The sequence below is a fragment of the Streptomyces sp. BA2 genome, assembly GCF_009769735.1.
Lineage (GTDB): Bacteria > Actinomycetota > Actinomycetes > Streptomycetales > Streptomycetaceae > Streptomyces.
Genome location: NZ_WSRO01000002.1, coordinates 6875228 through 6900505 on the forward strand (window position 1 = coordinate 6875228; position 25278 = coordinate 6900505).

The 25278-nt window shown below is 70.1% G+C and carries 25 protein-coding genes; 18 read left to right on the forward strand and 7 right to left on the reverse strand.

The features are described from left to right. Positions 1 to 12: 12 nt before the first annotated feature. The 3 genes from E5671_RS33770 (at position 13) to E5671_RS33780 (ending at position 2519) form a co-directional block, all read left to right on the forward strand. Complete coding sequence (locus tag E5671_RS33770; protein WP_160507647.1) at positions 13 to 600, forward strand: DUF5998 family protein; 588 nt, start codon at positions 13 to 15, stop codon at positions 598 to 600. After that, complete coding sequence (locus E5671_RS33775; RefSeq protein ID WP_202121366.1) at positions 600 to 1793, forward strand: alkaline phosphatase family protein; 1194 nt, start codon at positions 600 to 602, stop codon at positions 1791 to 1793. The genes E5671_RS33770 and E5671_RS33775 overlap by 1 nt, the downstream gene beginning before the upstream one ends. Positions 1794 to 1868: 75 nt before the next feature. Further along, positions 1869 to 2519 (forward strand): thymidine kinase, encoded by a 651-nt coding sequence (locus E5671_RS33780; RefSeq protein WP_160507648.1) that lies wholly within the window; start codon positions 1869 to 1871, stop codon positions 2517 to 2519. Positions 2520 to 2585: 66 nt separating this feature from the next. Here the strand turns inward: E5671_RS33780 and E5671_RS33785 are convergent, their stop codons facing one another. Continuing rightward, positions 2586 to 4058 (reverse strand): NCS2 family permease, encoded by a 1473-nt coding sequence (locus E5671_RS33785; RefSeq protein WP_237330285.1) that lies wholly within the window; start codon positions 4056 to 4058, stop codon positions 2586 to 2588. A 333-nt stretch (positions 4059 to 4391) separates the two neighbouring features. Here E5671_RS33785 and E5671_RS33790 point away from each other — a divergent pair, with 333 nt between their 5' ends. Beyond that, on the forward strand, positions 4392 to 5024 hold the full coding sequence (locus tag E5671_RS33790) for an XRE family transcriptional regulator (protein ID WP_202121367.1): 633 nt from the start codon (positions 4392 to 4394) through the stop codon (positions 5022 to 5024). Positions 5025 to 5050: 26 nt separating this feature from the next. Here the strand turns inward: E5671_RS33790 and E5671_RS33795 are convergent, their stop codons facing one another. After that, a complete protein-coding gene (locus E5671_RS33795) occupies positions 5051 to 5857 on the reverse strand; it encodes a VOC family protein (RefSeq protein WP_160507650.1) in 807 nt (268 codons plus the stop codon). Between the two features lie 319 nt (positions 5858 to 6176). On the opposite strand from E5671_RS33795, the gene E5671_RS33800 reads away from it, so the two are divergent. Further along, positions 6177 to 7031: a sulfurtransferase gene (locus E5671_RS33800; protein WP_202121368.1), complete on the forward strand. Its 855-nt coding sequence runs from the start codon at positions 6177 to 6179 to the stop codon at positions 7029 to 7031. A gap of 65 nt (positions 7032 to 7096) precedes the next feature. On the opposite strand, the gene sepH is transcribed toward E5671_RS33800, so the two are convergent. Then, a complete protein-coding gene (sepH, locus tag E5671_RS33805; protein WP_160507652.1) occupies positions 7097 to 8206 on the reverse strand; it encodes a septation protein SepH in 1110 nt (369 codons plus the stop codon). A 461-nt stretch (positions 8207 to 8667) separates the two neighbouring features. On the opposite strand from sepH, the gene E5671_RS33810 reads away from it, so the two are divergent. Continuing rightward, positions 8668 to 9918 (forward strand): hypothetical protein, encoded by a 1251-nt coding sequence (locus E5671_RS33810; RefSeq protein WP_160507653.1) that lies wholly within the window; start codon positions 8668 to 8670, stop codon positions 9916 to 9918. Positions 9919 to 9931: 13 nt separating this feature from the next. Here E5671_RS33810 and E5671_RS33815 read toward each other — a convergent pair whose 3' ends face one another. Together E5671_RS33815 and E5671_RS33820 are read right to left on the reverse strand one after the other, a co-directional pair. Beyond that, the gene (locus E5671_RS33815) at positions 9932 to 11263 is read right to left on the reverse strand and encodes a D-arabinono-1,4-lactone oxidase (protein ID WP_160507654.1); all 1332 of its coding nucleotides are present in this window, start codon (positions 11261 to 11263) and stop codon (positions 9932 to 9934) included. Continuing rightward, the gene (locus E5671_RS33820) at positions 11211 to 12461 is read right to left on the reverse strand and encodes an MFS transporter (protein ID WP_160507655.1); all 1251 of its coding nucleotides are present in this window, start codon (positions 12459 to 12461) and stop codon (positions 11211 to 11213) included. The genes E5671_RS33815 and E5671_RS33820 overlap by 53 nt, the downstream gene beginning before the upstream one ends. Positions 12462 to 12569: 108 nt before the next feature. Here E5671_RS33820 and E5671_RS33825 point away from each other — a divergent pair, with 108 nt between their 5' ends. Together E5671_RS33825 and E5671_RS33830 are read left to right on the forward strand one after the other, a co-directional pair. Further along, positions 12570 to 13697 (forward strand): ferrochelatase, encoded by a 1128-nt coding sequence (locus tag E5671_RS33825; RefSeq protein ID WP_160507656.1) that lies wholly within the window; start codon positions 12570 to 12572, stop codon positions 13695 to 13697. A 28-nt stretch (positions 13698 to 13725) separates the two neighbouring features. Continuing rightward, positions 13726 to 14523, forward strand: coding sequence for an inositol monophosphatase family protein (locus E5671_RS33830; RefSeq protein ID WP_443032807.1), 798 nt, complete (start codon positions 13726 to 13728; stop codon positions 14521 to 14523). A gap of 97 nt (positions 14524 to 14620) precedes the next feature. Here the strand turns inward: E5671_RS33830 and E5671_RS45555 are convergent, their stop codons facing one another. Then, the gene (locus tag E5671_RS45555; RefSeq protein ID WP_202121369.1) at positions 14621 to 14794 is read right to left on the reverse strand and encodes a hypothetical protein; all 174 of its coding nucleotides are present in this window, start codon (positions 14792 to 14794) and stop codon (positions 14621 to 14623) included. Positions 14795 to 15115: 321 nt separating this feature from the next. On the opposite strand from E5671_RS45555, the gene E5671_RS33835 reads away from it, so the two are divergent. The 4 genes from E5671_RS33835 to E5671_RS33850 all read left to right on the forward strand — a co-directional run bounded on the left by E5671_RS33835 (position 15116) and on the right by E5671_RS33850 (position 18644). Then, entirely contained in the window at positions 15116 to 15769 is a 654-nt protein-coding gene (locus E5671_RS33835; RefSeq protein ID WP_135331070.1) for a response regulator transcription factor, read from the forward strand. A gap of 6 nt (positions 15770 to 15775) precedes the next feature. Further along, positions 15776 to 17008 (forward strand): ATP-binding protein, encoded by a 1233-nt coding sequence (locus E5671_RS33840; protein ID WP_160507658.1) that lies wholly within the window; start codon positions 15776 to 15778, stop codon positions 17006 to 17008. A gap of 393 nt (positions 17009 to 17401) precedes the next feature. Further along, entirely contained in the window at positions 17402 to 17698 is a 297-nt protein-coding gene (locus E5671_RS33845; RefSeq protein WP_055544889.1) for a DUF4193 domain-containing protein, read from the forward strand. A gap of 13 nt (positions 17699 to 17711) precedes the next feature. After that, complete coding sequence (locus E5671_RS33850; RefSeq protein WP_336605915.1) at positions 17712 to 18644, forward strand: hypothetical protein; 933 nt, start codon at positions 17712 to 17714, stop codon at positions 18642 to 18644. A 4-nt stretch (positions 18645 to 18648) separates the two neighbouring features. Here the strand turns inward: E5671_RS33850 and E5671_RS33855 are convergent, their stop codons facing one another. Beyond that, positions 18649 to 19095: a DUF3093 domain-containing protein gene (locus E5671_RS33855; protein WP_160507659.1), complete on the reverse strand. Its 447-nt coding sequence runs from the start codon at positions 19093 to 19095 to the stop codon at positions 18649 to 18651. 58 nt (positions 19096 to 19153) lie between these two features. Between E5671_RS33855 and E5671_RS33860 the strand changes: the two genes are divergently transcribed. The 6 genes from E5671_RS33860 to kdpB all read left to right on the forward strand — a co-directional run bounded on the left by E5671_RS33860 (position 19154) and on the right by kdpB (position 25261). Continuing rightward, a complete protein-coding gene (locus E5671_RS33860) occupies positions 19154 to 19738 on the forward strand; it encodes a hotdog domain-containing protein (protein ID WP_160507660.1) in 585 nt (194 codons plus the stop codon). Beyond that, positions 19735 to 20271 carry a dUTP diphosphatase gene (dut, locus tag E5671_RS33865; protein ID WP_160507661.1) on the forward strand — a complete coding sequence of 179 codons (537 nt, stop codon included), beginning with the start codon at positions 19735 to 19737 and terminating at the stop codon, positions 20269 to 20271. Before E5671_RS33860 ends, dut begins: the two co-directional genes overlap by 4 nt. A 1-nt stretch (position 20272) precedes the next feature. Beyond that, entirely contained in the window at positions 20273 to 21046 is a 774-nt protein-coding gene (locus E5671_RS33870) for a DUF3710 domain-containing protein (protein ID WP_160507662.1), read from the forward strand. A 308-nt stretch (positions 21047 to 21354) separates the two neighbouring features. Next, positions 21355 to 21444, forward strand: coding sequence for a K(+)-transporting ATPase subunit F (kdpF, locus tag E5671_RS33875; RefSeq protein ID WP_033264828.1), 90 nt, complete (start codon positions 21355 to 21357; stop codon positions 21442 to 21444). Between the two features lie 8 nt (positions 21445 to 21452). Continuing rightward, positions 21453 to 23117: a potassium-transporting ATPase subunit KdpA gene (gene kdpA / locus E5671_RS33880; RefSeq protein ID WP_160507663.1), complete on the forward strand. Its 1665-nt coding sequence runs from the start codon at positions 21453 to 21455 to the stop codon at positions 23115 to 23117. Continuing rightward, entirely contained in the window at positions 23114 to 25261 is a 2148-nt protein-coding gene (gene kdpB, locus E5671_RS33885) for a potassium-transporting ATPase subunit KdpB (RefSeq protein WP_160507664.1), read from the forward strand. Before kdpA ends, kdpB begins: the two co-directional genes overlap by 4 nt. The last annotated feature ends 17 nt before the right edge of the window (positions 25262 to 25278 follow it).

Below are 25278 nucleotides of genomic sequence, written 5' to 3' on the forward strand. Positions count from 1 at the left end.
AGGATGGGCGGCATGGCAAAGACCGGTACGACGACCCAGGGGCTGCGCGCGGCGATCGAGCGCAGTGGCTACTACCCGGCCCTCGTGGCCGAGGCGGTGGAGGCCGCGATCGGCGGCGAGGCCATCGGGTCGTACCTGGTCCACCAGGAGACCACGTTCGACGCGAACGAAGTGCGCCGGCACGTGACGGTGCTCGTCCTGACCGGGACCCGCTTCATCGTCAGCCACACCGACGAGCAGGCGGCGGACAGCACATCCCCGACGCCGTACGCGACGACCTCCACGGAGTCCGTGAAGATCGGCCGGATCTCATCCGTCGTCGTCAGCCGCGTCGTCGCCAACCCCGAGAAGTACGTCCCGGGCTCGCTGCCCCGCGAGGTCGTCCTGACCATCGGCTGGGGCGCCGTGTCGCGCATCGACCTGGAGCCCGCCGCCTGCGGCGACCCCAACTGCGAAGCGGACCACGGCTACACCGGCAGCTCCACCGCCGACGACCTCAGCCTCCGGGTCAGCGAGGCGGGCGACGGCCCCGACGCCGTGCGCCAGACCCTGGCCTTCGCGCAGGCGCTGTCCGAGGCGACCGCGGACACCGCGCGCTGATGTCCCTGCCCGCCTGGGACGACGTACAGCCGCTCGCCCTCGAATCCGCACCCCTGCCCGAGTACGGTGCGGGCTCGCTCGCCGACCTGCTGCCCACGCTCGTCTCCCACCAGGGCGTCGACGGCTTCGCGCCCGTCATCCCGGAACTCGCCCCGGCCGACCGGAACTGCGTCTTCCTGATCGACGGCCTCGGCTGGGAGCAGCTCCGCGCCCACCCGGACGAGGCGCCCTTCCTGACCTCGCTCATCAGTTCCTCACGTGGCGGTACGGGACGTCCGATCACGGCGGGCTTCCCCGCCACCACCGCGACCTCCCTCGCCTCGGTCGGCACGGGCCTGCCGCCCGCCTCGCACGGCCTGCCGGGCTACACCGTGCGCAACCCCGCCACCGGCGAGCTGATGAACCAGCTCCGCTGGAACCCGTGGACCGACCCGCGCAAGTGGCAGCCGTACCCCACCGTCTTCCAGCAGGCCCACGCGGCGGGCGTGCACACCGCCCAGGTGTCCTCCCCGACGTTCGAGAACACCCCGCTCACCAAGATCGCGCTGAGCGGCGGCAGCTTCCGCGGCCGGCTCTCCGGCGAGGAGCGCATGGACCTCGCGGCCGAGCAACTGGGCGCGGGCGAGCGTTCGCTGGTCTACACGTACTACGCGGAGGTCGACGGCAAGGGCCACCGCTTCGGCGTCGACTCCGACGCCTGGCGCGGCCAGCTCATGTACGTCGACCGGCTTGCCCAGCGTCTGGCCGAGCAGCTCCCGCCGCGCAGCGCCCTGTACGTCACCGCCGACCACGGCATGCTCGACATCCCCTTCGACGAGCAGTCCCGCATCGACTTCGACGAGGACTGGGAGCTGCGCGCCGGCGTCACCCTCCTCGGTGGCGAGGGCCGCGCCCGCCATGTGTACGCGGTGCCGGGCGCGGAGAACGACGTCCTGACCGTCTGGCGCGAGGTGCTCGGCGAGCAGTTCTGGGTGGCGAGCCGGGACGAGGCGATCGCGGCGGGCTGGTTCGGCCCGCCCGGTGCCGTCGAGGAGCGGGTGTACGGACGCATCGGCGACGTCGTCGCGGCGGCCCACGACGACGTGGCGATCATCGCCACCGAGAGGGAGCCGAAGGAGTCGGCACTGGTCGGCATGCACGGTTCGATGACCGCCGTCGAGCAGCTCGTACCGCTCCTCGAAGTACGCTCCTGAGCAGACCGCTGACCCGTACCTGACCCGTACCTGACCCGTACTGCCCCCGCACGTCCCGAAAGGCTTCAACTCCCCATGCCCGAGCTGGTGTTCTTCTCCGGAACGATGGACTGCGGAAAGAGCACCCTGGCTCTGCAGATCGAGCACAACCGCTCGGCCCGCGGTCTGAAGGGCATGATCTTCACCCGTGACGACCGCGCGGGCGAGGGCAAGCTCTCCTCGCGGCTCGGTCTCGTCACGGACGCGATCGAGGCCGCCGACGACTTCGACTTCTACGCCCATCTCGTCGACCACCTCTCGCAGGGCGGCCGCGCGGACTACGTGATCGTGGACGAGGCGCAGTTCCTCGCCCCCGGCCAGATCGACCAGCTGGCCCGTGTCGTCGACGACCTGGGCCTCGACGTCTTCGCCTTCGGCATCACCACGGACTTCCGCTCCAAGCTCTTCCCCGGTTCGCAGCGTCTGGTCGAACTCGCCGACCGCGTCGAGGTGTTGCAGGTCGAGGCGCTGTGCTGGTGCGGCGCCCGTGCCACGCACAACGCGCGCACCATAGGCGGTGTGATGGTCGTCGAAGGTGCTCAGGTCGTCGTCGGTGACGTCAACCAGGCGGCGGACGAGGTGGGTTACGAGGTGCTGTGCCGCCGTCACCACAGGCGCCGGATGACGAGCGCCACGGCGCACGCGGCGGCCCTGTCGCCCGATGTGCTGCCTGTCGCCTCTGCCTGATCAGCGCTTCGGCGGTGACGCCCGGATGCGTCACCGCCGAGGCCGCCCGGCCACCGCAGTCCCGGGTCACTTCACCCCGAGCAGCTGCTCCAGCGGATCGATGGCGAAGTAGACGAGGAAGAGCGCCGCCGTGCCCCACAGCAGCCAGTGGACCTCGCGGGCCTTGCCCAGGCAGGCCTTGATGGCGACGTACGCGATGAAACCGGCGCCGATGCCGTTGGTGATGGAGTACGTGAACGGCATGACCGCGATGGTCAGGAACGCCGGTACCGCCAGTTCGTAGCGGTCCCAGTCGATGTGCTTGACCTGGGTCATCATCAGGAATCCGACCGCGACGAGAGCGGGCGACGCGGCCTGCATGGGCACCATGGTCAGGACCGGGGTCAGGAACAGGGCGAGGCCGAAGAGGCCGCCGGTGACCAGGTTCGCGAAGCCGGTGCGGGCGCCTTCCCCGACTCCGGCCGCCGACTCGATGTACGTGGTGGCGGAGGACGACGAGGACGCGCCGCCCACGACGGCCGCCGCACCGTCGATGAGCAGCACCCGGCCCAGGCCGGGGACCTGGCCGCGCTCGTCGAGGAGGCCGGCCTCGGCCGTGACGCCGACGATGGTGCCCATCGTGTCGAAGAAGTCCGACAGGATGAGGGTGAAGACGAGCAGAACCACCGTGAGGACGCTCACCTGCCCGAAGGAGCCGAACAGGTCGAAGTCGCCGAGGAGGGCGAAGTCGGGGGCGGCGACGGGCTTGTCGGGCATCGACGGCGCGGTCAGGCCCCACGACTTGACGTCGGCGAGCCCGTTGACGATCACGGCAAGGACCGTCGTCACCACGATGCTGATGAGGATGGCGCCCTTCACCTTGCGGGCGAGCAGTACGACCGTCAGGAGCACACCGAGGCAGAACACGAGCATGGGCCAGCCGGTCAGTGAGCCGGTGCCGAGCTGGACGGGAATGGTGCTGTTCGCGGCGTCCGGGACACGCGTGACGAACCCCGCGTCGACGAAGCCGATGAACGCGATGAACAGGCCGATCCCCACGCTGATGGCCTGCTTGAGCGGCTGTGGGATGGCGTGCATGATCGCCTCGCGCAAGCCGGTCATCACCAGGACGCAGATCAGCAGGCCTTCGAGCACGATGAGACCCATCGCGTCGTCCCAGCTCATCAGCGGCGCGATCTGGAACGCCACGACGGCATTGATCCCCAGGCCCGCGGCGAGTGCGAGCGGCAGATTGCCGCCGACGCCCATGATCAGGGTCATCACCGCGGCCACGAGAGCCGTGGCGGTGACCAGTTGGGCCGCGTCCAGCTGGTTGCCGAACTTGTCCTCGGCGCTGCCGAGGATGATCGGGTTGAGCACAAGGATGTACGCCATGGTGAAGAACGTGGCGAATCCGCCGCGTATCTCCCGGCCGTACGTCGAACCCCGTTCGGTGATGCGGAAGAACCGGTCGAGCGGGCCGCGGGGATACACCGGCGGCGCGTCGGCGGTGCCTGGCTGGCCGAACGGCCCGGACGGGCCTGTCGCGCTGGTCGTCATGAACGTTTCTCCTGGACCGACAAATGGGGACGTGTGACGGAGGGGCACCGAGAGCATGCGAGCGGTATTTGGGGGAACGCACATGCGGCGCCTCGCGAGCGGATCATACGGGGGGTCGTCACACCCTCAACTTCGGCCTCATTACTGGGCAGTAAAGGGCAAGAGAGCTCTTGTCGGTTCCTACGAACTTGACTGCGACGCTTACGCGAAAACCGAAACAAAGGCGACAGGTGACGTGGAGTTAACGGCCGTAACTCCATAGTGTCTGGCCCCGTGCACCCACCACCACCGTTCAACGCCCGGGCTGCCCGGATGCTCCGCGACAAGCTAGGAATGGCCCCCGGCCACGTCGCCTACGGCATGCGTGTCTCGTACGGCCTGGAGTACGTATCGCCGGAACATGTCACCGCATGGGAGCAGGGCAGGGCGGTACCCACGTCGAACGAGCTCGCCGCGCTTGCCGGTGCCTTGTGGTGCGCGCCCCATGAACTCATCGGCGCCCCGCGGACTCTGCGGGACCACCGTCTCGCGAGCGGGCTCGCCATCGAGGACGTCTCCCGGGCGACCGGCCTCGACGTGCGTGCCTACCAGCACATGGAAGAGACCAACACCTGGACGGGAAACCGGCGCCAGTCGGCCCACCTCGGGGCCGTGCTGAAGCTGGGGCCACGGGATTTCGTGGCCGTCACCGGCCTGGAGGACGAACTCGCCCGGCTCCTCGGGGAAGCCGTCAACACACGGTGGCAGGCGCACATCCGCCCCATCGCCAAACTGCTCTCCATGGAGCGCCGCGCTCTGGAGGAGCCCCTGAAGGCCATGCACCAGGAGTACCAGTCCCTCCTGACGGCCACCCTCGGCCGGGTCGGCAACGCCGCCGCGTCGGGCGAGACGGGGCGGCGTTACCTCGAAGACATCGTCGACCACTTCTGGTCCAGGTTCCCCGGCAGTGCTCCCGGCGGGAGGTGACCGTACGTACGGCAGGTCTCGCGGGGTCAGCCCTCCGAGCGCACGAGCGTGAAGACCGCGCCCTCCGGGTCGGCGACCGTGGCCACCCGCCCATGGGCGCCCGCCTGCGCGGACTTGACGACGTGGCCGCCGAGTTCGATGACCCGCCGTACCGATTCGTCCACGTCGGCGACTTCGAAGTACGTCATCCAGTGCGCCCCCCGGTCCCGCGGCAGCGCCTGGCCCATGCCGTGCACCGAGGCCACCGGCCGTCCGTCGACCTGGAGTGTCACGTAGTCGAAGTCGGCCGAGACGACCGCCTCTTCCGTGTATCCGAAGACCGCTTGGTAGAACTTGACGACGCCCGCGGTCTCCTGGGTGACCAGTTCGTTCCAGGCCGGGGCTCCGGGCTCACCGACGAGGGCGGAGCCCAGGTGCTCCGCCGCCTGCCAGATGCCGAACACCGCGCCCGCGGGGTCCACCGCGATGGCCATCCGCCCGGCCGGGCCCGCGTCCAGCGGGCCGACGCCGATCGTGCCGCAGCAGTGCCGCACGGCCTCGGCCGTCGCGTCCACGTCGTCCGACGCCAGGTACGGCGTCCAGGCGATCGGCAGATGGTGGTCGGGCGGCAGTTGCCCGATCCCGGCGACCTCGTGGCCGTCGAGCAGCGCCCGTACGTAGGGCCCGAGCTGCTCCGGGCCAGGCCGGAACTCCCAGCCGAACAACGCTCCGTAGAACTCCTGGGTCGTGGCCAGGCCATGCACCATCAGGCTCACCCAGGTGGGTGTGCCGGGCGCGCGGCGGACGGCCCCCGAGCCATCACGCTGACCCGTCGACCCCCGTGCCTCCGTCATCGTCACTCTCTCCTCGGCCCGTCATGGTGGCCGCTAGGCTCCGCTTTCGAACGCGCGTGCCTACGCCGCGCGTTTGCCCGCCCGTGCAGATGCTCGCACCGCCTGTGGCGCCGCGCGCCCCGGCCGCGCCGCTTGCCCCGGCTCCGCCCAGAGGATGCCCGGTTTGCCGTTTCTCATCCGTTGACGCGCGATTGCTCAGTGGTGTCGCTCGGCAGTACACGGCGTGCCCGGTTCCGTACGCCGCGTGTTCGGCGGTCGTCCGGCGGCAGGGTAGCCGGACCTGGCCGACGCGGCCACCCCGTACGCAAGGATGGGGCCCATGAACGCCATCATCTCCGCAACCGAACTCGCCAGCGACCTGACGGGCGAGAACCCGCCAGTGCTCCTGGACATCCGCTGGCAGCTGAGCACCGCGAAGGCTGCCGGCGCCCCCGCCTTCGACGGGCGGGCCGAGTACGAGAAGGGGCACATCCCGGGCGCCGTCTTCGTCGACCTGGACGCGGATCTCGCGGGCCCGGCGGGCCCGGCCGGCCGGCATCCCCTGCCGGACGTGGAGCACTTCGCAGCGGTGATGCGGGCGGCCGGGGTCTCCGCGGGCCGGGACGTGGTCGTGTACGACGGCGGGCAGGGCTGGGCCGCCGCACGCGCCTGGTGGCTGCTGCGCTGGACGGGGCACCCTTCGGTCCGGGTGCTCGACGGCGGGCTGGCGGCGTGGGGCGGCCCGCTGGAGTCGGGCGACGAGCGCCCGGCGGCCGAGGGCTCGTTCGCCCCCGAGACGAACACCACGGATCTCCTGGACGCCGACGCCGCGGCGGCCCTGGCCCGCTCCGGGCTGCTTCTGGACGCTCGCGCGGCCGAGCGCTACCGCGGTGACGTCGAGCCGATCGACCGCGTGGGCGGCCACATCCCGGGTGCGGTCTCCGCCCCGACCACGGAGAACGTCACGGCGGACGGCACCTTCAGGCCGGCCGCCGACCTCGCGGAACGTTTCAACTCCCTGGGCGCATCCGAGACTTCCGAGGTCGGCGTCTACTGCGGCTCAGGTGTGTCCGGCGCGCACGAGGTGCTCGCCCTCGCGGTGGCGGGCATCCCGGCGTCGCTGTACGTCGGCTCGTGGTCGGAGTGGTCGTCGGACGAGTCCCGTCCGGTGGCCAAGGGCCCGGATCCGCAGTAGCCCACGGCACATGGCCGGGGCCCCGCACTGTGCGAATGCGGGGCCCCGGCCGTTCGGACGACGTGCTACTCCTGCTTCTTGCGGCGTGTGCCGAAGACGATCTCGTCCCAGCTGGGCACCGCCGCGCGCCGTCCGGGGCGGACGCCGTCGGCCTCCGCCTGGCGGTCGGTGGTGCCGACGAGGCGGTCGCGGTGGCTGGCCACCGAGCGCGGCATCAGGACGTCCGCGTACGCGGAACCCGCGCCGGCCGATGCCGCGGGGGGCTCCTCCGCCTCGGGGTCCTGCTCGGGCTCCTCCACCGGAACCGGCACCGGCGGAAGGTCCGTGGGCTGCGGCACGGGGCGCTCCGGCACGATCATGTCGCCGCGGAAGCTCGGCACCGCCTCCAGGAGGCTCGTGAGCGAGTCCCGCTCCGACTCGGAGACGGCGGCCGTCGCGCCGGTGGCCGCGGTCTCCTCCGAAGGCTCCGGGGACAGCGGCACGCTCGGGCGCTCCAACTGCCGGTCCAGGGCGCGGTCGAGGGGACGGTCGAGCGAGGGCCTGTCCCGGGGCAGCCGGGCGATGCGCGGCACGAACGGGAAGCTGGGCTCGGGCGCGGCGATGTCGTCCGTCTCGCCGATCAGCGAGCGGGCCTCGTCGTCCACGGCCTGCACGAGCCGCCGCGGCGGGTCGTAAGTCCAGCTCGCGGAGTGCGGTTCGGTCGCGACGCGGTAGACGAGCAGGACCTCCCAGGTGCCGTCGTCGCGGCGCCAGGAGTCCCACTGGACGGTTTCCTTGTCGGCGCCACGCAGGAGCAGTCGCTCCGAGACGGCCTCGCCGAGCTGGGGTCCGGTGTTCTCGCCGGGACGGCGCACGGGGGTCTTCCGGGCCCGCTCGGCCATGAAGGCGCGCTCGGCGAGCACGGGTCCTTCGAAGCGGCGGACGCGATCGACGGGGATTCCGGCGAGAGAGGCGACTTCCTCCGCGCTGGCACCGGCACGTATACGCGCCTGGATGTCGCGGGGGCGGAGGTGGCTCTCCACCTCGATCTCGATCTGGCCGAGGCGCGGGCGGTCGCCGCGCACCGCGGCGCGCAGCCGCTCGTCGATCGGAAGCGTGTACTCCGTGCTGTCCGCAGCTTTGAGCACCAGCCGTGTGCCGTCGTTGCTGACGGCCACGACACGCAGTTCGGGCATGGGGACCTCCCGGGTGGTGCCTGCCGACGTCACGTGCGTCGCTGCTTCCGCTAGTCGAGTGTGGCCTGCCCGGGTGCAGCCTGCCACAACCTTGCCGAGTTGCCCGGCGTGTCGGGCATGGGCCCAAGGTCGCCGTTATGGCACGGTTACCTTTTCGCAACTCTCAGTGACCACTTTGGTCACCCTGTGCAGCGAGCCCCCTCCCGGCGGTCCTGGAAGGCCCCGGGCACCCAGGTGGGAGACCGGACCCAGGGCTCGCAACAGTACTCCATTCGGGCCACGCGGGTGGTCCGCCGCGCCGCCGAACTTCTCGCAGGGGACGGGAGTTGGCGCCCCGGGATACCCGGGCAGGGTGGTACACGAGTGGCGCACTTCACGGAATCTCCAGAAACGGAACTATCCACTTCACCCATACGTCCCTTCTCGTGCAGTCAGTCGAGAAAGGCAGGCAAGGGTCGGAGATGCGTGAAAAGCCGGATTCCGACAAGGAGTCGAAGGGCCAGGCGGAGCCGGATGACTCGACGGAGCCGAAGGAGAAGGGGCGCCTCGACCTGAGTGTGCCGCAGGTGGCGGGGAGCGCGGTGGCCGCTGTCGTGGCGGCGAAGCTCGCATCGAGCTTCGGTGTCTACGGCACGATCCTCGGCGCCGGCGTGGTGAGTGCCGTCGCGACCTGCGGCGGCACGCTCTTCCAGCACTTCTTCCGTCGCACGGGCGAGCAGATACGTGACGTCACGGTGCAGGCCAAGCCGAGGGCGCGTCAGGTCCCGCTGACCGACGGCTCGGGTGCGCCCGTGGCGGAGACGTTCAGAGCGCCGTCGTACACGGGTGCGGTGGCGCACACCGGGACCGGGCCCGTGACGACGACATGGGGGAGAACGGTCGAACCGGACGCCACCTCGGCGCTGCCGCCCGCCGTTGACGCGGATCGCACGAACGTACTGCCGGTCGTGGGCGCAGACGCAGACGCAGACGCAGACGCAGACGCGGACGCCGATGCGGACCGCACGACCTTGCTGCCTGTGGCGGGCGCAGCCGCCGATGCCGGTGCCGACGCCGAGAAGACGCAGATGCTCGGATCCGTCGATGCCACGCAGCTGTTGCCCCGGGACGACGCGACGCGCGTGCTGCGGCAGGCGGCCCCGGTCGTGCCGGAGGAGCCGGCGGTGCCACCGCTGCCCTCGGACGAGTTCACCCACGGCACCACGCATCGCACACAGATCCGGAGCTGGAAGCGGCCGTTGATCGCGGCCGCGGTGGTCTTCGGCGTCGCCATGGCCGGCATCACGACGTACGAGATCGTCTCCGGCGAGGACTTCAGCGGGGGCCACGGCACCACGATCAGCAACGGATTCTCGGGCAGGAACAGCTCGTCGGACGACCGGCCCACGCCCTCGACCGACCCCTCCGGGCAGCCGTCCGACGCTCCTTCCACGGGCACGGACGACGGTTCGCAGCAGGACGGCGGCGCGTCGCGGGAGCCGGACGGTACGAACTCGCAGACTCCGGACAACGGCAGCGACTCGGACTCCGGTTCGAAGGACGACCCCGACACGGGCTCCGGCTCCGGCACGGACTCCGGGGACGACGACGGTTCGAAGACGGACCCGACCCCGACGCCGACCCCCACCCCGACTCCGACGCCGACCCCGTCGAGCGGCGGCGACACCGGCAACGGGAACGACGCACAGGAGGGAGAGACCGCCACCCCGTAGGCGGCGCCGGTCCTCAGGCGCCCAGGACGCGGCGCAGGTAGTCGTTGCCGAACATGCGGTCCGGGTCCAGGCGGTCGCGCAGGGCCGTGAACTCGGCGAAGCGCGGATAGGCCCGCGCGAAGTAGTCGGCGTCGCGGGTGTGGATCTTGCCCCAGTGGGGCCGGCCCTCGTGCGCGGTGAAGATCCGCTCGGCGGCGGTGAAGTACGCCTGGTAGGGCGTGCCCCGGTACATGTGGACGGCGACGTACGCGCTCTCCCGGCCCGAGGCCGTGGAGAGCGTGATGTCGTCCGCGGGGGCCGTGCGGACCTCCACGGGGAAGCTGATCCGCAGGTTCGAGCGCTCCACCATCGTCTTCAGCTCGCGCAGCGTCTCGACGAGGGCGGCCCGCGGGACGGCGTACTCCATCTCCATGAAGCGCACGCGGCGCGGGCTTGTGAAGACCTTGTAGGGGATGTCCGTGTAGGTGCGGGCGGAGAGCGCCTTGCTGGAGATCTTGGCGATGCCGGGGATGGTCGCGGGGACGGCCCTGCCGATCGTGTTGACCACCTGGAAGAGGCCGTTGGAGAGAATTTCGTCCTCTACGAAGGCGCTGACCTTGCCGGGCGGGGCGGCGGGGCCCGCGCTGCGGTTGTTGCGCTTGGTGGTGCAGTTGCCGGTGTGCGGGAACCAGTAGAACTCGAAGTGCTCGTTCTCCGCGTAGAGCGCGTCGAACTCGCTCGTGACCTTGTCGAAGGTCATCGGCTCCTCACGGGCGGTGAGGAAGAAGACGGGCTCCACGGCGAAAGTGATCGCGCTGATCACGCCGAGTGCGCCGAGGCCGATCCGGGCCGCCGCGAAGACCTCGGGATTCTCCTTCTCGGAGCAGGTGAGGACCGTGCCGTCCGCGGTGACCAGCTCAAGTGCCGTGATCTGTGCGGATATCGAGGCCGAGTCGCGGCCGGTGCCGTGCGTCCCGGTGCTGGTCGCGCCGGAGACCGTCTGCTCCATGATGTCGCCCATGTTCGTGAGCGACAGGCCTTCGCGGGCGAGCGCCGCGTTCAGGCGCTTCAGCGGCGTGCCCGCTTCCACCGTGACGGTGCCGGCCTCGCGGTCGATCTTCCGGATACCGGTGAGGAGTTCGGGGCGTATCAGGAGGCCGTCGGTCGCCGCGGCCGCCGTGAAGGAGTGGCCGGTGCCGACCGGTTTCGCCCTGAGGCCTTCGTCCTTGGCCTGACGCAGCGCGGCGGAGAGCTCGTCGACCGACGCGGGGGTGACCTCCCTGGCCGGGCGCGCGGTGACGTTGCCCGCCCAGTTACGCCACGCCGCTGTGCTCTTCCCGCTGCCCGTGCCCGTTGCCGTGCTCATGGGTCCCTCCCCGTTGCGGAACCGGCTTCTTCAGCCGGCGATACCCCAGGAACCCGACCGCCACCGCGACGGCCCCGGAAAGACCGGGGACCGCGTACCCGGCGTCCGATCCGGCCGCGTCGATGACCCAGCCGGCCGCTGAGGAGCCGAGCGCGACGCCGACCGCGAGTCCGGTGCTCACCCAGGTCATGCCCTCGGTCAGCTTCGCGCGTGGTACGTGCTGTTCGATGAGGGCCATCGTCGTGATCATGGTCGGCGCTATGGAAAGGCCCGCGATGAACAACGCCACGGCCAGAAACGGAAGGTTCCCGGCTAGTTGAAGCGGGATCATACTCACGGCCATCGCACACACACCCAGCAGCCATCTCGGTGCGGGAGCGCCCTTGAAGTGCATGAGCCCGAAGGCGGCTCCCGCCAGGCAGGAGCCGAGCGCGTAGACGGCGAGCACGAGGCTGGCCACCGACTTGTGACCGTGGTCCTCGGCGTACGCGACGGTCACCACGTCGATGGACCCGAAGATCGCACCCGTCGCCACGAAGGTCGCGACCAGGACCTGCAGCCCTCCGGAGCGCAGCGCCGAGCCCTTGGTGTGGTGCTCACGGCCGTGCGGCACGGGCTCGGTGGCCCGCTGCGCCGTCAGCCAGAAGACACCCACGGCGAGGAAGACCCCGGCCAGGAGCGGCCCTGCCTCCGGGAACCACACCGTGGAGAGCCCGATCGAGATGATCGGCCCGAAGATGAAGCAGATCTCGTCCACCACGGACTCGAAGGAGTACGCGGTGTGCAGCTGCGGAGTGTCCCGGTAGAGCACCGCCCAGCGCGCCCTGATCATCGAGCCCACGCTCGGCACGCAGCCGACGAGGGCGGCGAAGGCGAAGAGCGTCCAGTCCGGGAGTTCGTACTTGGCGCAGAGCAGGAGCCCGGCGACCGCGGCCAGGGACGCCAGGGTCGCGGGCCGCAGCACGCGGCGCTGGCCGTACCGGTCGACGAGCCGGGAGATCTGCGGGCCGATCGCGGCGGCGGAGAGCGCGACGGTCGCGGAGAGCGCGCCCGCGAGTCCGTACCGCCCGGTGAGCTGGGACACCATCGTCACGATGCCGATGCCCATCATCGACAGCGGCATCCGGCCGAGGAAGCCGGCCGTCGAGAACCCCTTGGTGCCGGGGGCGGCGAAGATGGCGCGGTAGGGGCTAGGCACGTGGGACTCCGGTAAGGCGTAAAGATGGCCGATACAGCTTACGGTCCCGACGGGGCCGGACGCACCGTGATTTTCCGGCTGTCAGTGGCGGGTGGCAGGATCGGATACATGTCCGATGCGCTCGATGCCTCTCCCTATGACGCCCTGCTGCTGCTCTCGTTCGGCGGCCCCGAAGGCCCCGACGACGTGGTCCCGTTCCTGGAGAACGTGACGCGGGGCCGTGGCATCCCCAAGGAGCGGCTCAAGGAGGTGGGGCAGCACTACTTCCTGTTCGGCGGGGTCAGCCCGATCAACGACCAGAACCGCGCCCTCCTGGACGCCCTGCGCAAGGACTTCGCCGAGCACGGCCTTGACCTGCCGGTCTACTGGGGCAATCGCAACTGGGCGCCCTATCTGACCGACACCCTGCGCGAGCTCGTCCAGGACGGCCACCGCCGCGTGCTCGTCCTGGCGACCAGCGCGTACGCCTCGTACTCGGGCTGCCGCCAGTACAGGGAAAACCTCGCCGACTCCCTCGCCGTGCTCGCCTCCGAGGGCCTCGAAGTGCCGCGCGTCGACAAGCTCCGGCACTACTTCAACCACCCGGGCTTCGTCCGCCCCATGATCGACGGGGTCCTGAAGTCCCTGGCCGACCTCCCCGGTGACGTACGCGACGGGGCGCACCTGGCCTTCACGACGCACTCCATCCCGACCGCCGCCGCCGACACGTCGGGGCGCGTGGAGGACCACGGGGACGGCGGCGCGTACGTCGCGGAGCACCTGGACGTGGCCCGGCTCATCGCCGAAGCCGTGCGCGAGGAGACCGGCGTCGAGCACCCCTGGGAGCTCGTCTACCAGTCGCGCAGCGGCGCCCCGCACATCCCGTGGCTGGAGCCGGACATCTGCGATCACCTTCAGGAGCGGCACGCCGCGGGCGCACCCGCGGTGGTGATGGCCCCCATCGGTTTCGTGTCGGACCACATGGAAGTGCTGTACGACCTCGACACCGAGGCCGAGGCCAAGGCCGCGGAGCTGGGCCTCCCGGTCCGCCGCTCGGCCACGGTCGGCGCCGACCCGCGGTTCGCCGCCGCGGTGCGGGAGCTCGTCCTGGAGCGCGCCGCCACGGAGAGCGGGCAGAGCGTCGCGCCCTGCGCCCTGGGCGCGCTCGGCGCGAGCCACGACCTGTGCCCGGTGGGCTGCTGCCCGGCGCGCGCCCCGAAGCCCGCGGCCGCGGGCGCCGACAGCCCGTACGCGTAAGGACTCCGACGTGACTGACGTGACCGACGTGACCGACCTCAAGGCAGAACTCCTCACCGTCGCCTTGGAGGCCGCGCACCGCGCCGGAGCCTTCCTGCGCGACGGGCGCCCGGACGACCTGGGCGTGGCCGCCACCAAGACCAGTGCGGTCGACGTCGTCACCGAGATGGACATCGCCTCCGAGAAGCTGATCACCGACTTCCTCGCCGAGCGCAGGCCGGACGACGGCGTGCTCGGCGAGGAGGGCGCGAGCGCCGAGGGCAGCAGCGGCGTCCAGTGGGTGATCGACCCGATCGACGGCACCGTCAACTACCTGTACGGCCGCCCGGACTGGTCCGTGTCCATCGCGGCCCGCAAGGACGGCGAGACGCTGGTCGGCGTGGTGCACGCCCCGATGCGCGGCGAGACCTACCGAGCCGTCCTCGGAGAGGGCGCTTTCGTCAACGACAAGCAGGCGCACACCCGCCCCGCGCCCCCCTTCGAACAAGCCCTCGTCGGCACCGGTTTCGGGTACGTCACCGAGCGCCGCGTCCGCCAGGCCGAGGTGGCCCGGCAGCTGATCCCGCTGGTCAGGGACATCCGGCGCGGCGGCTCGGCGGCGATCGACCTGTGCGACGTCGCGCTCGGCCGCCTGGACGCGTACTACGAGCGCGGCCTCAACCCGTGGGACTTCGCGGCCGGCGACCTCGTCGCGCGGGAGGCGGGCGCGCTGACCGGTGGACGCCCTGGAGAGGCTCCCACCGGGGAGCTGACCATCGCGGCCCCGCCCGGCCTCTTCGAGGACCTGCAGGGCCGCCTGGAGGAGCTCGGCGCCTGGCACGACTGAGGCGGCGCGGGCAGCGCACGGCACACGCGGAAGGGCCCCGGCATCTCGTCCACGGATGCCGGGGCCCCTCTGCTCGCGATGGATCAGGAGCGATGGATCAGGCGTGCAGCGCGCCGACCTCCACCCCGTGCTCGGCGGCCAGCCGGTGGAGATCTTCGAGTTCGGCCTGCTCGACCTCGGCAAGGAAGTCGTCGCCCGTCTCACGGGCCATCGTGAGGTCGGATTCCGTGGCCTTTATGCGCTGCAGCAGTCCTGCGGTAAAAGCGTCCATGGTTGCGCCCCCTCGGCTGGGTCGTGGGTCGATGGCACGGGGGTGTGCCCTCAAGAAGGGGCGATCACGTCTCAAGCCGCCCGCCCTGCGGCGGAGAGCGGGTTGTGGCGCGCCACATACAAAGCGTGATCGCGGGTGTGAGGTCGTCCTCCCCTGGCTCCCTTCTACGGAAACCTCAACCCTCGGAGAAAATCCCGCATTCCCCGGCCCGGGAGGCCCCAGGGGACCGCCTTACAGCCGGTTTATGGCCGAAAGGGGCAGGATGGAGCCCACACCCCACGAACAGACCTGCCCGCAGGGGCACAGAGGAAGGACAGCGCCGTGCGCGTACTCGTCGTCGAGGACGAGCAGCTGCTCGCCGATGCGGTGGCCACCGGACTGCGCCGGGAGGCCATGGCCGTCGACGTCGTGTACGACGGAGCGGCCGCCCTGGAACGCATCGGGGTCAATGACTACGACGTCGTGGTGCTCGACCGGGACCTCCCGCTCGTGCACGGCGACGACGTCTGCCGCAAGATCGTCGAGCTCGGCATGCCGACCCGCGTCCTGATGCTCACCGCGTCGGGCGACGTCAGCGACCGCGTCGAGGGCCTGGAGATCGGCGCCGACGACTATCTCCCCAAGCCCTTCGCGTTCAGCGAGCTCACGGCACGCGTGCGTGCCCTCGGCCGGCGTACGAGCGTCCCGCTCCCGCCCGTCCTGGAGCGCGCCGGGATCAAGCTCGACCCGAACCGCCGCGAGATCTTCCGCGACGGCAAGGAGATCCAGCTCGCGCCCAAGGAGTTCGCGGTCCTCGAAGTGCTGCTGCGCAGCGAGGGCGCCGTCGTCTCCGCCGAGCAGCTGCTTGAGAAGGCCTGGGACGAGAACACCGACCCGTTCACGAACGTGGTCCGGGTGACCGTCATGACCCTGCGGCGAAAGCTCGGCGAGCCCGCCGTCATCGTGACGGTGCCCGGCTCCGGCTACCGGATCTGATCCCCGGTGGCCGCGACCCCGGCGCCACCCGCCGCGCCCCCGAAACCCACCTGGGACCCCAGGAAGGCAGAACCGCCCTTCCCGTGGCTGCGCCCCACGATCCGCATACGGCTCACGTTGCTGTACGGCGGCATGTTCCTGATTGCGGGCATCCTGCTGCTCTCGATCATCTATCTGCTCGCCGCGCAGGCTCTGAACGTCGGCAGCGACCTGCCGTTCAAGATCGTCTCCGGCCAGGTGGCCAGCGACACCTGCAACTTCCCGAGCCAGCCGTCGGCGGGCGAGCTCAACAACGCCATGAACGCCTGCGTCAACGAACAGCGCCAGCACGCCCTGGACAACCTCCTGAGCCGCTCACTGCTGGCCCTGCTCGGGCTCGCGGTGATCGCCTTCGCGTTCGGTTACGCGATGGCGGGCCGCGTCCTTTCGCCGCTGGGCCGCATCACGCGCACCGCGCGCAGGGTGGCCGGCACGGACCTGTCACGGCGTATCGAACTGGACGGTCCCGACGACGAGTTGAAGGAGCTCTCGGACACCTTCGACGAGATGCTCGACCGCCTGGAGCGGGCCTTCACCGCCCAGCAGCGGTTCGTCGGCAACGCCTCGCACGAACTGCGCACGCCCCTCGCGATCAACCGCACGCTCCTCGAGGTGCACCTCTCCGACCCCGGCGCGCCCCCCGAGCTCCACCAGCTCGGCAAGACGCTCCTCGCCACGAACGAGCGCAGTGAGCAGCTCGTGGAGGGCCTGCTGCTGCTCGCCCGCAGCGACAACCAGATCGTGGAGCGCAAGCCGGTCGACCTCGCCGAGGTCGCCGACCGTGCCGTCGACCAGGTGCGGACCGAGGCCGAGGCCAAGGGCGTGGAGATCCGCGGGGAGCGGGGCCCGGCCGTCGTCCAGGGCAACGGCGTACTCCTGGAGCGGATCGCCCTGAACCTCGTCCAGAACGCCGTCAGGTACAACGTGCCGGACGAGGGCTGGGTCGAGGTCACCACGGAGGCCCAGCACGGCCAGGCGGTCCTCGTGGTGTCGAACACGGGTCCCGTGGTGCCCGCGTACGAGATCGACAACCTCTTCGAGCCGTTCCGGCGGCTCAGGACCGAGCGCACGGGCAGCGACAAGGGCGTGGGACTCGGCCTGTCGATCGCCCGGTCGGTGGCGCGGGCCCACGGGGGCCGTATCATCGCGGAGCCGCGCGAGGGGGGAGGGCTCGTGATGCGAGTCACCCTTCCTCTCTGAGATGCTGCCGCGGACTCGCCGCGATGTTCGCTTTGCGCGGAATTTTCTGGACCTGTTCCTGGAGATTTCGTGTGCGATCGATCACAGGGGCGAATTTTCGGCCATCTACTCTCCGTGATCGTGAAAGTCGTCGGAAAGCCGGGAAAATCCGGGTTTTCAGGGGTCTTGATCACGGGAAGTACACGGGGTGGCGCCTGTGAAGTGCGACATTCGGACCGTGTACGGTCCCGATCGCCATCCAAACCGATCACCTCTTCAGGGGTGCGGTTGGGTGTCGATTGAGTAACAGACCTTGATGTGAGGCAAAATCTCCGCCTCAGGTCGGGCACAAGTCCGGCCTCTCACGCGTTACGTGCGCTGAGACACCGCAGACACCCAGAGGGGGAGAGCGACATGGCAACGGACTACGACACCCCACGCAAGACCGACGATGACGTCAACGAGGACAGCATCGAGGAACTCAAGGCGCGGCGGAACGACAAGTCGACGTCGGCAGTGGACGTCGACGAGTTCGAGGCCGCAGAGGGCCTCGAACTGCCCGGCGCGGATCTGTCGAACGAGGAGCTCGCCGTTCGGGTGCTCCCGAAGCAGCAGGACGAGTTCACCTGCATGAGCTGCTTCCTGGTGCACCACCGCAGCCAGCTGGCCAGGGAGAAGAACGGCCAGCCGATCTGCCGCGACTGCGACTAGGGCAGGGTCGGCCGTGACAGGCTCGACCCCGCCGAGGAAGCGCCGCTTCCGCAAGCGCGGAGCGGACCAAGAAAGCGCCATCCCAGACGGCGTGCGTGACGACGAGCGGGGCTCTTCCCCCACAGGAACAGCCTCGCTCGGACCGGCGAACGCCCCAGAGGTGGCAGCACACGACGAGACGGCGGCCGACAAGGCGTCCAGGGCCCATGGGTCCAAGGGCCGCGTTGCCGCCGTCACGGACGGAGTCAAGGCGGGCGTACGCAAGAGCGGACGCAGCGCCAAGGCCGGCATCGGCTATCTCGCCGACCGGATCATCGAGAACGCCCCGCGGATCCCGGTCCGCGACCTGGGTACTCTCCGCAAACAGTTCCCGGGCCTCGACGCCGAGCGGCTCGCGGACAAACTCATCTCCGGCGCGGCCAACGCGACCTCGACGGTCGGTGCCGGAGTCGGCGCCGCGGCGATGATGCCCGTGCCGCCCGCGATGCCCGCGGAGATGGCCGCCGAGATCACCGGAGTCGCGGCGATCGAGCTGAAGCTGATCGCCGAACTCCACGAGGTCTACGGCCTGCGCCCGCCGGGCAACCTCAAGGAGCGCAGCTCCGCCTACCTCACCGCGTGGACCGAGGAGCGCGGTATCGACGTGGTGAAGCCCGCGTCGATCAACGCCGCGCTCGGCGGACAGATGAAGCGCGAACTGCGCCAGCAGATCATGAAGCGCATGGTGCGGAACCTCCCGAACCTGATGCCCTTCATGGTGGGCGCCGCGGTCGGGGCGGTCATGAACCGCCGTGACACCAAGAAGCTCGCTGAGCGGGTCCGTGCGGACCTGCGGAGGGCGCAGGTGCCCTGGGACGCCCTGCCCGAGCTGCCGCCCCTTGAGCAGCCCGTGAAGCCTCTGGACCCCCTGCGTCCCGGCACGCCGCCCAAGGAGCTGGGGCGCTGACCCCCTAAGAAGCCCGTACCGCCGTCAGTGCCGCCGCGAGCGCCTCGGGGTGCCGCGTCGACACGTACACGTACGGAGTCGGGTCCTGCGGGTCCGTGATCTCGACGCGCAGCGCCGTCGGGATGTAGGCGCGCAGCAGCATGAAGGCGCGCGGGTCGGCCTTCGGGCCGCGCCAGGCGCGCGCCTCTTCCGCGTCGAGTACCACCGGCTCGCCCAGGGCGGAGACCGGGATCTTCGCGTCACCCGCGACGAGCGAGCCCGCCACCACGCGGATCCGGGGGGAGCCGTACGAACTGGTGACGACCGCGGCGACCGCCGTCCCGGCGACCAGGCCGCCGAGCAGCGGCAGGGTGCCGAAGGGGAGCATGATCAGCGCCATCGCGACACCGACCAGGAGCGAGACAAGCCACCAGGAACGGGGCGCCGTCAGGCGTTCTTCGTAAGGCTGCATGTATGCAAGCTTGGCACGATGAGCTGAGTCGGTGGACTCGCGGGTAAGGTCTGCGGCTGTGAGTGGTACTTCAGCAGCTCTGACGCCCCCGGCCGACGCGATAGCGCCCGTCCGCCACCCCGACGCGCCCGCCCCCGGCGAGCTCATCGGAGCCCATTACGAGCACTGTTTCGGCTGCGGCGAAGGGCAGGCCCACGGGCTGCACCTCGCGGCGTACGCCGGCGAAGGCGTGGGCGTCACCGCCGAGTTCACCGTCCGGGAGGCCCATCAGGGCGCTCCGGGCCTCGCCCACGGCGGGGTGCTCGCCACGGCGCTCGACGAGACGCTCGGCTCGCTGAACTGGCTGCTGCGGGTGATCGCCGTGACCGGACGGCTCGAGACCGACTTCGCGCTGCCCGTGCCGCTGGGCACCGTGCTCTTCCTCGAGGCCGAGGTGACCGCCGTCGCAGGGCGGAAGATCTACTCCCGGGCCACCGGGCGGATCGGCGGCCCCGACGGGCCCGTCGCCGTCCGCGCCAAGGCCCTCTTCATCGAGGTCAAGGTCGACCACTTCGTCGAGAACGGCCGCCCGGAGGAGATCCGGGCCGCCATGGACGACCCGGACCAGCTCCGCCGCGCACGTGCCTTCGAGGTGAACCCGTGACCCCTGTATCCCGACCGGAGCTCGACGTACTGATCCGTCGCGTCGACTCCGACGTGCCGCTGCCGTCGTACGCGCAGCCCGGTGACGCCGGAGCGGATCTGCGGACCACCGAAGCGTGCGAACTCGCCCCTGGCGAGCGGGCGGTACTGCCCACCGGGGTGTCTATCGCGCTGCCGGAGGGGTACGCGGCCTTCGTGCACCCGCGTTCCGGGCTCGCCGCCCGCTGCGGTGTCGCCCTGGTGAATGCCCCAGGGACGGTGGATGCCGGGTACCGTGGAGAGATCAAGGTGATCGTGGTGAATCTCGACCCGCGCGAACGCGTGCGGTTCGAGCGCTTCGACCGGATTGCCCAACTGGTCGTCCAGCAGGTCGAGAAGGTGCGCTTCCGGGAGGTGGCGGAGCTTCCCGACTCGGCGCGGGCCGAGGGGGGCTTCGGGTCCACCGGCGGTCATGCCGCCGTGGGCGCCGGCTCGGGTGAAAAAACGGGTGGGAATCGATACGCATCGGTCGTATCTGACCGGGAAGGACAGTGACGTGTTCGGACGTCGCAAGAAGGACAGTGCCGCCGAGGACGCGGCGGGCGAGGCCGAGCAGGTCGTCGAGGACGCTGACCGTGCTGACAGTGATGACACGGCCGCGGCGTCGTCGCGCGTGAGGCTCGAGCCCGAGCCCCGCCCCGACGGTCCCTGGGACGTCTCGGAGGTCCGGGAGCCCGGCGAGGGCCGCGTGGACCTGGGCGGCCTCTTCGTACCGGGTGTCGAGGGCATGGAGCTGCGCGTGGAGGTCGCCGGTGACGCGATCGTCGCCGCGACCGTCGTGCTCCAGGACAGCGCCATCCAGCTGCAGGGCTTCGCCGCCCCGAAGAAGCAGGGCATCTGGGGCGAGGTCCGCGAGGAGATCGCATCCGGCATCACCCAGCAGGGCGGTGTCATCGACGAGGTCGAGGGCCCCCTCGGCTGGGAGCTGCGCGCGCAGGTGCCGGTGCAGCTGCCGGACGGCACGGGCGGGGTGCAGGTCGTGCGCTTCATCGGCGTGGACGGTCCGCGGTGGTTCCTGCGCGGGGTCATCTCCGGCCAGGGCGCGGTGCAGCCGCAGGCCGCGGGTCTCCTGGAGCAGATCTTCCGGGACACCGTCATCGTGCGCGGCGAAGGACCGATGGCGCCTCGCGACCCGATCGTCCTGAAGCTGCCGGACGACGCCCAGATGGTCGCCGAGGGCGGTGTCCAGCAGGAGCAGCAGGAGGGCTCGCGCTTCTCCGGCGGCATGGGCCAGCTCCAGCGGGGCCCTGAGATCACCGAGGTGCGCTAGCGCCCCCTGACGTACAGGCCGATGGGCCGCATTCCCTGACGGGAGTGCGGCCCATCGGCGTTTTCGCAGGTGGGAGCCGGGTCTGGGCCGGAGAGCGCAAGTAGACGTAAGAGAGTCGTCAATGGAGCGCCAACGGCCGTAAGGGAGCCGTCAACGGTGGTCGTTTCCAGCCATACAGGGGGTTTGCTCAAGACGTCAGATCAAACGCCTCTCATCTAGGAGCACACGATGGCCGACGCGGCCTTCGTCGTCACCACGATCGCGGTCTTCGCGCTGGTGGCGTTCATCGCCAAGGGGGTGGCGAAGCTGTGACTGCCGAGAACATCGTCGGTCTCGTCGTGGCCGTCGCCCTGCTGGGCTATCTCGTCCTCGCTCTCGTGTTCCCGGAGAGGTTCTGAGTACGGATATGAGCCCCGTTCTTGCTGGTGTGCTCCAGTTCCTGGCGCTGATCGTGGCGCTCGCCCTGGCATACCGTCCGCTCGGCGACCACATGGCCAAGGTCTACTCCTCCGAGAAGCATCTGCGCGTGGAGAAGTGGATCTACAAGGCCATCGGCGCCAACCCGAACGCCGAGATGCGCTGGACCGCCTATCTGCGCGGAGTACTCGCCTTCTCCGCCGTGAGCGTGCTGTTCCTGTATCTGCTGCAGCGCCTCCAGGGCTCGCTGCCCGGGTCGCTCGGCTTCAAGGCCATCGATCCGGACCAGGCTTTCAACACCGCCGCGTCGTTCGTGGCGAACACCAACTGGCAGTCGTACTCCGGCGAGCAGGCCATGGGCCACGTCGTGCAGACCGGCGGCCTCGCGGTGCAGAACTTCGTCTCCGCCGCCGTGGGCATCGCCGTCGCGGTGGCCCTGGTGCGGGGCTTCGCCCGGTCGCGGACCGGGGAGTTGGGGAACTTCTGGTCCGACCTGGTGCGCGGTGTCGTACGCATCCTGATCCCGATCTCGGTGATCGGCGCGGTCGTCCTCGTCGCCTGCGGTGCGATACAGAACTTCTCCGGCATCCACGGGGTCGGCCAGTTCCTGGGCGGCAGCCAGCAGTGGAACGGCGGTGCGGTCGCCTCGCAGGAGGTCATCAAGGAGCTGGGCACCAACGGAGGCGGCTACTTCAACGCCAACTCCGCCCACCCCTTCGAGAATCCGAACGGATTCTCCAACCTCTTCGAGGTCTTCCTGATCCTCGTCATCCCCTTCGCGCTCACGCGGACCTTCGGGCGGATGGTCGGTTCCCTCAGGCAGGGGTACGCGATTCTCGCCACGATGGTGACCATCTGGGTCGGGTTCACCGCGCTGATGATGTGGACGGAGTTCCACCACGGCGCCCCCGCCTTCGACATCGCGGGCGGCGCGATGGAGGGCAAGGAGACGCGGTTCGGGATCGCGGGGTCGGCGATCTTCTCGGTCGCCACGACGCTGACATCGACGGGCGCGGTCAACTCCTTCCACTCCTCCAACACCGGCTTCGGCGGCGGGCTCGACCTCCTCGGCATGCAGCTGGGCGAGATCGCGCCGGGCGGCACGGGGTCGGGTCTGTACGGCATGCTGATCATGGCGATCATCGCGGTGTTCATCGCCGGTCTCATGGTGGGCCGTACGCCCGAGTACCTGGGCAAGAAGATCGGCACCCGCGAGATCAAGCTGGCGGCCTGCTACATCCTCATCACCCCCGCCCTCGTGCTCGGCTTCACGGCGGTGTCGATGGCGCTGCCCACGCCCAAGGACTCGATGCTCAACTCCGGGGCGCACGGCTTCTCCGAGATCCTCTACGCCTACACATCGGGCGCCAACAACAACGGTTCGGCGTTCGCCGGGCTGAGCGCGGACACGAACTGGTTCAACACCACGATCGGTCTCGCGATGCTGCTCGGCCGGTTCCTGCCGATGGTGTTCGTCCTCGCGCTCGCGGGTTCGCTGGCCGAGCAGAAGCCGATCCCGGCGACGGCGGGCACCCTGCGCACGGAGAAGCCCCTGTTCACCGGGTTGCTGGTCGGCACCATCATGATCATCACCGGTCTGACCTACTTCCCGGCGCTCGCCCTCGGGCCGCTGGCCGAGGGGTTGGCGTCATGACCACCGAGACGAAGAAGCCTGAGGAGCCCGGCTCCATGTCCACCGCTACTCCCACCCGTGCGCCGCACCAGGACGTGCCCGGCGGGCACCAGGACGACGGCGGCCGTGTCGGCGGGGGTCTGTTCGACCCCAAGCAGCTCCTGAAGTCCTTCCCGGACGCCGTGCGGAAGCTCGATCCGCGGGTGATGGTCAAGTCGCCCGTCATGTTCGTGGTGCTCGTCGGCTCGGTGATCACCACCGTCCTCGCGGTCAAGGACCCGGGGGACTGGTTCGGCTGGGCCATCGCGGTCTGGCTCTGGCTGACCACGATCTTCGCCAACCTGGCGGAGGCGGTGGCCGAGGGCCGCGGCAAGGCGCAGGCGGACACCCTGCGCAAGGCCAAGACCTCCACGGTCGCGCGCAGGCTGAACGGCACGACCGAGGAGCAGGTGCCCGGCACCGAGCTGCGCATCGGCGACCTCGTCGTCTGCGAGGCGGGCGACGTGATCCCCGGCGACGGTGACGTCGTCGACGGTGTCGCGAGCGTCGACGAGTCGGCGATCACCGGTGAATCGGCCCCCGTCATCCGGGAGTCGGGCGGTGACAGGTCCGCCGTCACCGGCGGCACGAAGGTCCTCTCCGACCGCATCGTCATCAAGATCACGACGAAGCCCGGCGAGACGTTCATCGACCGCATGATCAACTTGGTCGAGGGCGCTGCCCGGCAGAAGACGCCCAACGAGGTCGCGCTCAACATCCTTCTCGCGTCCCTCACCATCGTCTTCCTGCTCGCGGTCGTCACGCTCCAGCCGTTCGCCGTGTACGCCGGTGCCGAGCAGTCCATGATCGTCCTTGCCGCGCTCCTGGTGTGCCTGATCCCGACGACCATCGGCGCCCTGCTCTCCGCGATCGGCATCGCGGGCATGGACCGCCTGGTCCAGCGCAACGTCCTTGCCATGTCCGGGCGGGCGGTCGAGGCCGCCGGCGACGTCTCGACGCTGCTGCTCGACAAGACGGGCACCATCACGCTCGGCAACCGTCAGGCCGCCGAGTTCGTGCCCGTGCGCGGGACGACCGAGGCCGAGCTCGCGGACGCCGCCCAGCTCTCCTCGCTGGCCGACGAGACGCCCGAGGGCCGCTCCGTCGTCGTACTCGCGAAGGAGAAGTACGGGCTTCGCGAGCGCCACCAGGGGGAGTTGGAGGGGGCCGAGTGGGTCGCCTTCACCGCGCAGACGCGGATGTCCGGCGTAGACCTCGTCGAGGGCGGTGCCGGGCGCAAGGTCCGCAAGGGTGCGACCGGTTCGGTCGTCGCCTGGGTCACCGAGAACGGCGGCACCGTCTCCGACGACGCCCAGGCCCTGACCGACACGATCTCGCAGGCCGGTGGCACACCGCTGCTTGTCGCGGCGGAGGACGAGAAGGGCGCGCGGGTACTCGGCGTCATCCACCTGAAGGACGTCGTCAAGGAAGGCATGCGGGAGCGGTTCGACGAGCTGCGGCGCATGGGCATCAAGACGGTCATGATCACGGGCGACAATCCGCTGACCGCCAAGGCGATCGCGGACGAGGCGGGCGTGGACGACTTCCTCGCCGAGGCCACGCCCGAGGACAAGATGGCGCTGATCAAGCGGGAGCAGGCCGGCGGCAAGCTCGTCGCGATGACCGGTGACGGCACGAACGACGCGCCCGCGCTCGCCCAGGCGGACGTGGGTGTGGCCATGAACACCGGGACCTCCGCCGCCAAGGAGGCCGGGAACATGGTGGACCTGGACTCCAACCCCACCAAGCTCATCGAGATCGTCGAGATCGGCAAGCAACTCCTGATCACCCGAGGTGCGTTGACGACCTTCTCGATCGCCAACGACGTCGCGAAGTACTTCGCGATCATCCCCGCGATGTTCGCCGTGGTCTATCCGGGCCTCGACAAGCTCAACATCATGAACCTGTCGTCCCCGGAGTCGGCCATTCTGTCGGCCGTCGTCTTCAACGCGCTGATCATCGTCGCCCTGGTGCCGCTGGCCCTGAAGGGCGTGCGCTACCGGCCGATGAGCGCCGACAGGATGCTGCGGCGCAACCTCGGCGTCTACGGACTCGGCGGTCTCGTCGCCCCGTTCATCGGCATCAAGATCATCGACATGATCATCTCCCTCATCCCCGGGCTGTAGTTCCTGAAAGCGTGCTG

Excerpts from the sequence above, each read along its gene's own strand:
- E5671_RS33770 (WP_160507647.1), top strand. The coding sequence starts at position 13 with ATGGCAAAGACCGGTACGACGACCCAGGGGCTGCGCGCGGCGATCGAG.
- E5671_RS33775 (WP_202121366.1), top strand. The coding sequence starts at position 600 with ATGTCCCTGCCCGCCTGGGACGACGTACAGCCGCTCGCCCTCGAATCC.
- E5671_RS33780 (WP_160507648.1), top strand. The coding sequence starts at position 1,869 with ATGCCCGAGCTGGTGTTCTTCTCCGGAACGATGGACTGCGGAAAGAGC.
- E5671_RS33785 (WP_237330285.1), bottom strand. The coding sequence starts at position 4,058 with ATGACGACCAGCGCGACAGGCCCGTCCGGGCCGTTCGGCCAGCCAGGC.
- E5671_RS33790 (WP_202121367.1), top strand. The coding sequence starts at position 4,392 with ATGGCCCCCGGCCACGTCGCCTACGGCATGCGTGTCTCGTACGGCCTG.
- E5671_RS33795 (WP_160507650.1), bottom strand. The coding sequence starts at position 5,857 with ATGACGGAGGCACGGGGGTCGACGGGTCAGCGTGATGGCTCGGGGGCC.
- E5671_RS33800 (WP_202121368.1), top strand. The coding sequence starts at position 6,177 with ATGAACGCCATCATCTCCGCAACCGAACTCGCCAGCGACCTGACGGGC.
- sepH (WP_160507652.1), bottom strand. The coding sequence starts at position 8,206 with ATGCCCGAACTGCGTGTCGTGGCCGTCAGCAACGACGGCACACGGCTG.
- E5671_RS33810 (WP_160507653.1), top strand. The coding sequence starts at position 8,668 with ATGCGTGAAAAGCCGGATTCCGACAAGGAGTCGAAGGGCCAGGCGGAG.
- E5671_RS33815 (WP_160507654.1), bottom strand. The coding sequence starts at position 11,263 with ATGAGCACGGCAACGGGCACGGGCAGCGGGAAGAGCACAGCGGCGTGG.
- E5671_RS33825 (WP_160507656.1), top strand. The coding sequence starts at position 12,570 with ATGTCCGATGCGCTCGATGCCTCTCCCTATGACGCCCTGCTGCTGCTC.
- E5671_RS45555 (WP_202121369.1), bottom strand. The coding sequence starts at position 14,794 with ATGGACGCTTTTACCGCAGGACTGCTGCAGCGCATAAAGGCCACGGAA.
- E5671_RS33845 (WP_055544889.1), top strand. The coding sequence starts at position 17,402 with ATGGCAACGGACTACGACACCCCACGCAAGACCGACGATGACGTCAAC.
- E5671_RS33855 (WP_160507659.1), bottom strand. The coding sequence starts at position 19,095 with ATGCAGCCTTACGAAGAACGCCTGACGGCGCCCCGTTCCTGGTGGCTT.
- kdpA (WP_160507663.1), top strand. The coding sequence starts at position 21,453 with ATGAGCCCCGTTCTTGCTGGTGTGCTCCAGTTCCTGGCGCTGATCGTG.
- kdpB (WP_160507664.1), top strand. The coding sequence starts at position 23,114 with ATGACCACCGAGACGAAGAAGCCTGAGGAGCCCGGCTCCATGTCCACC.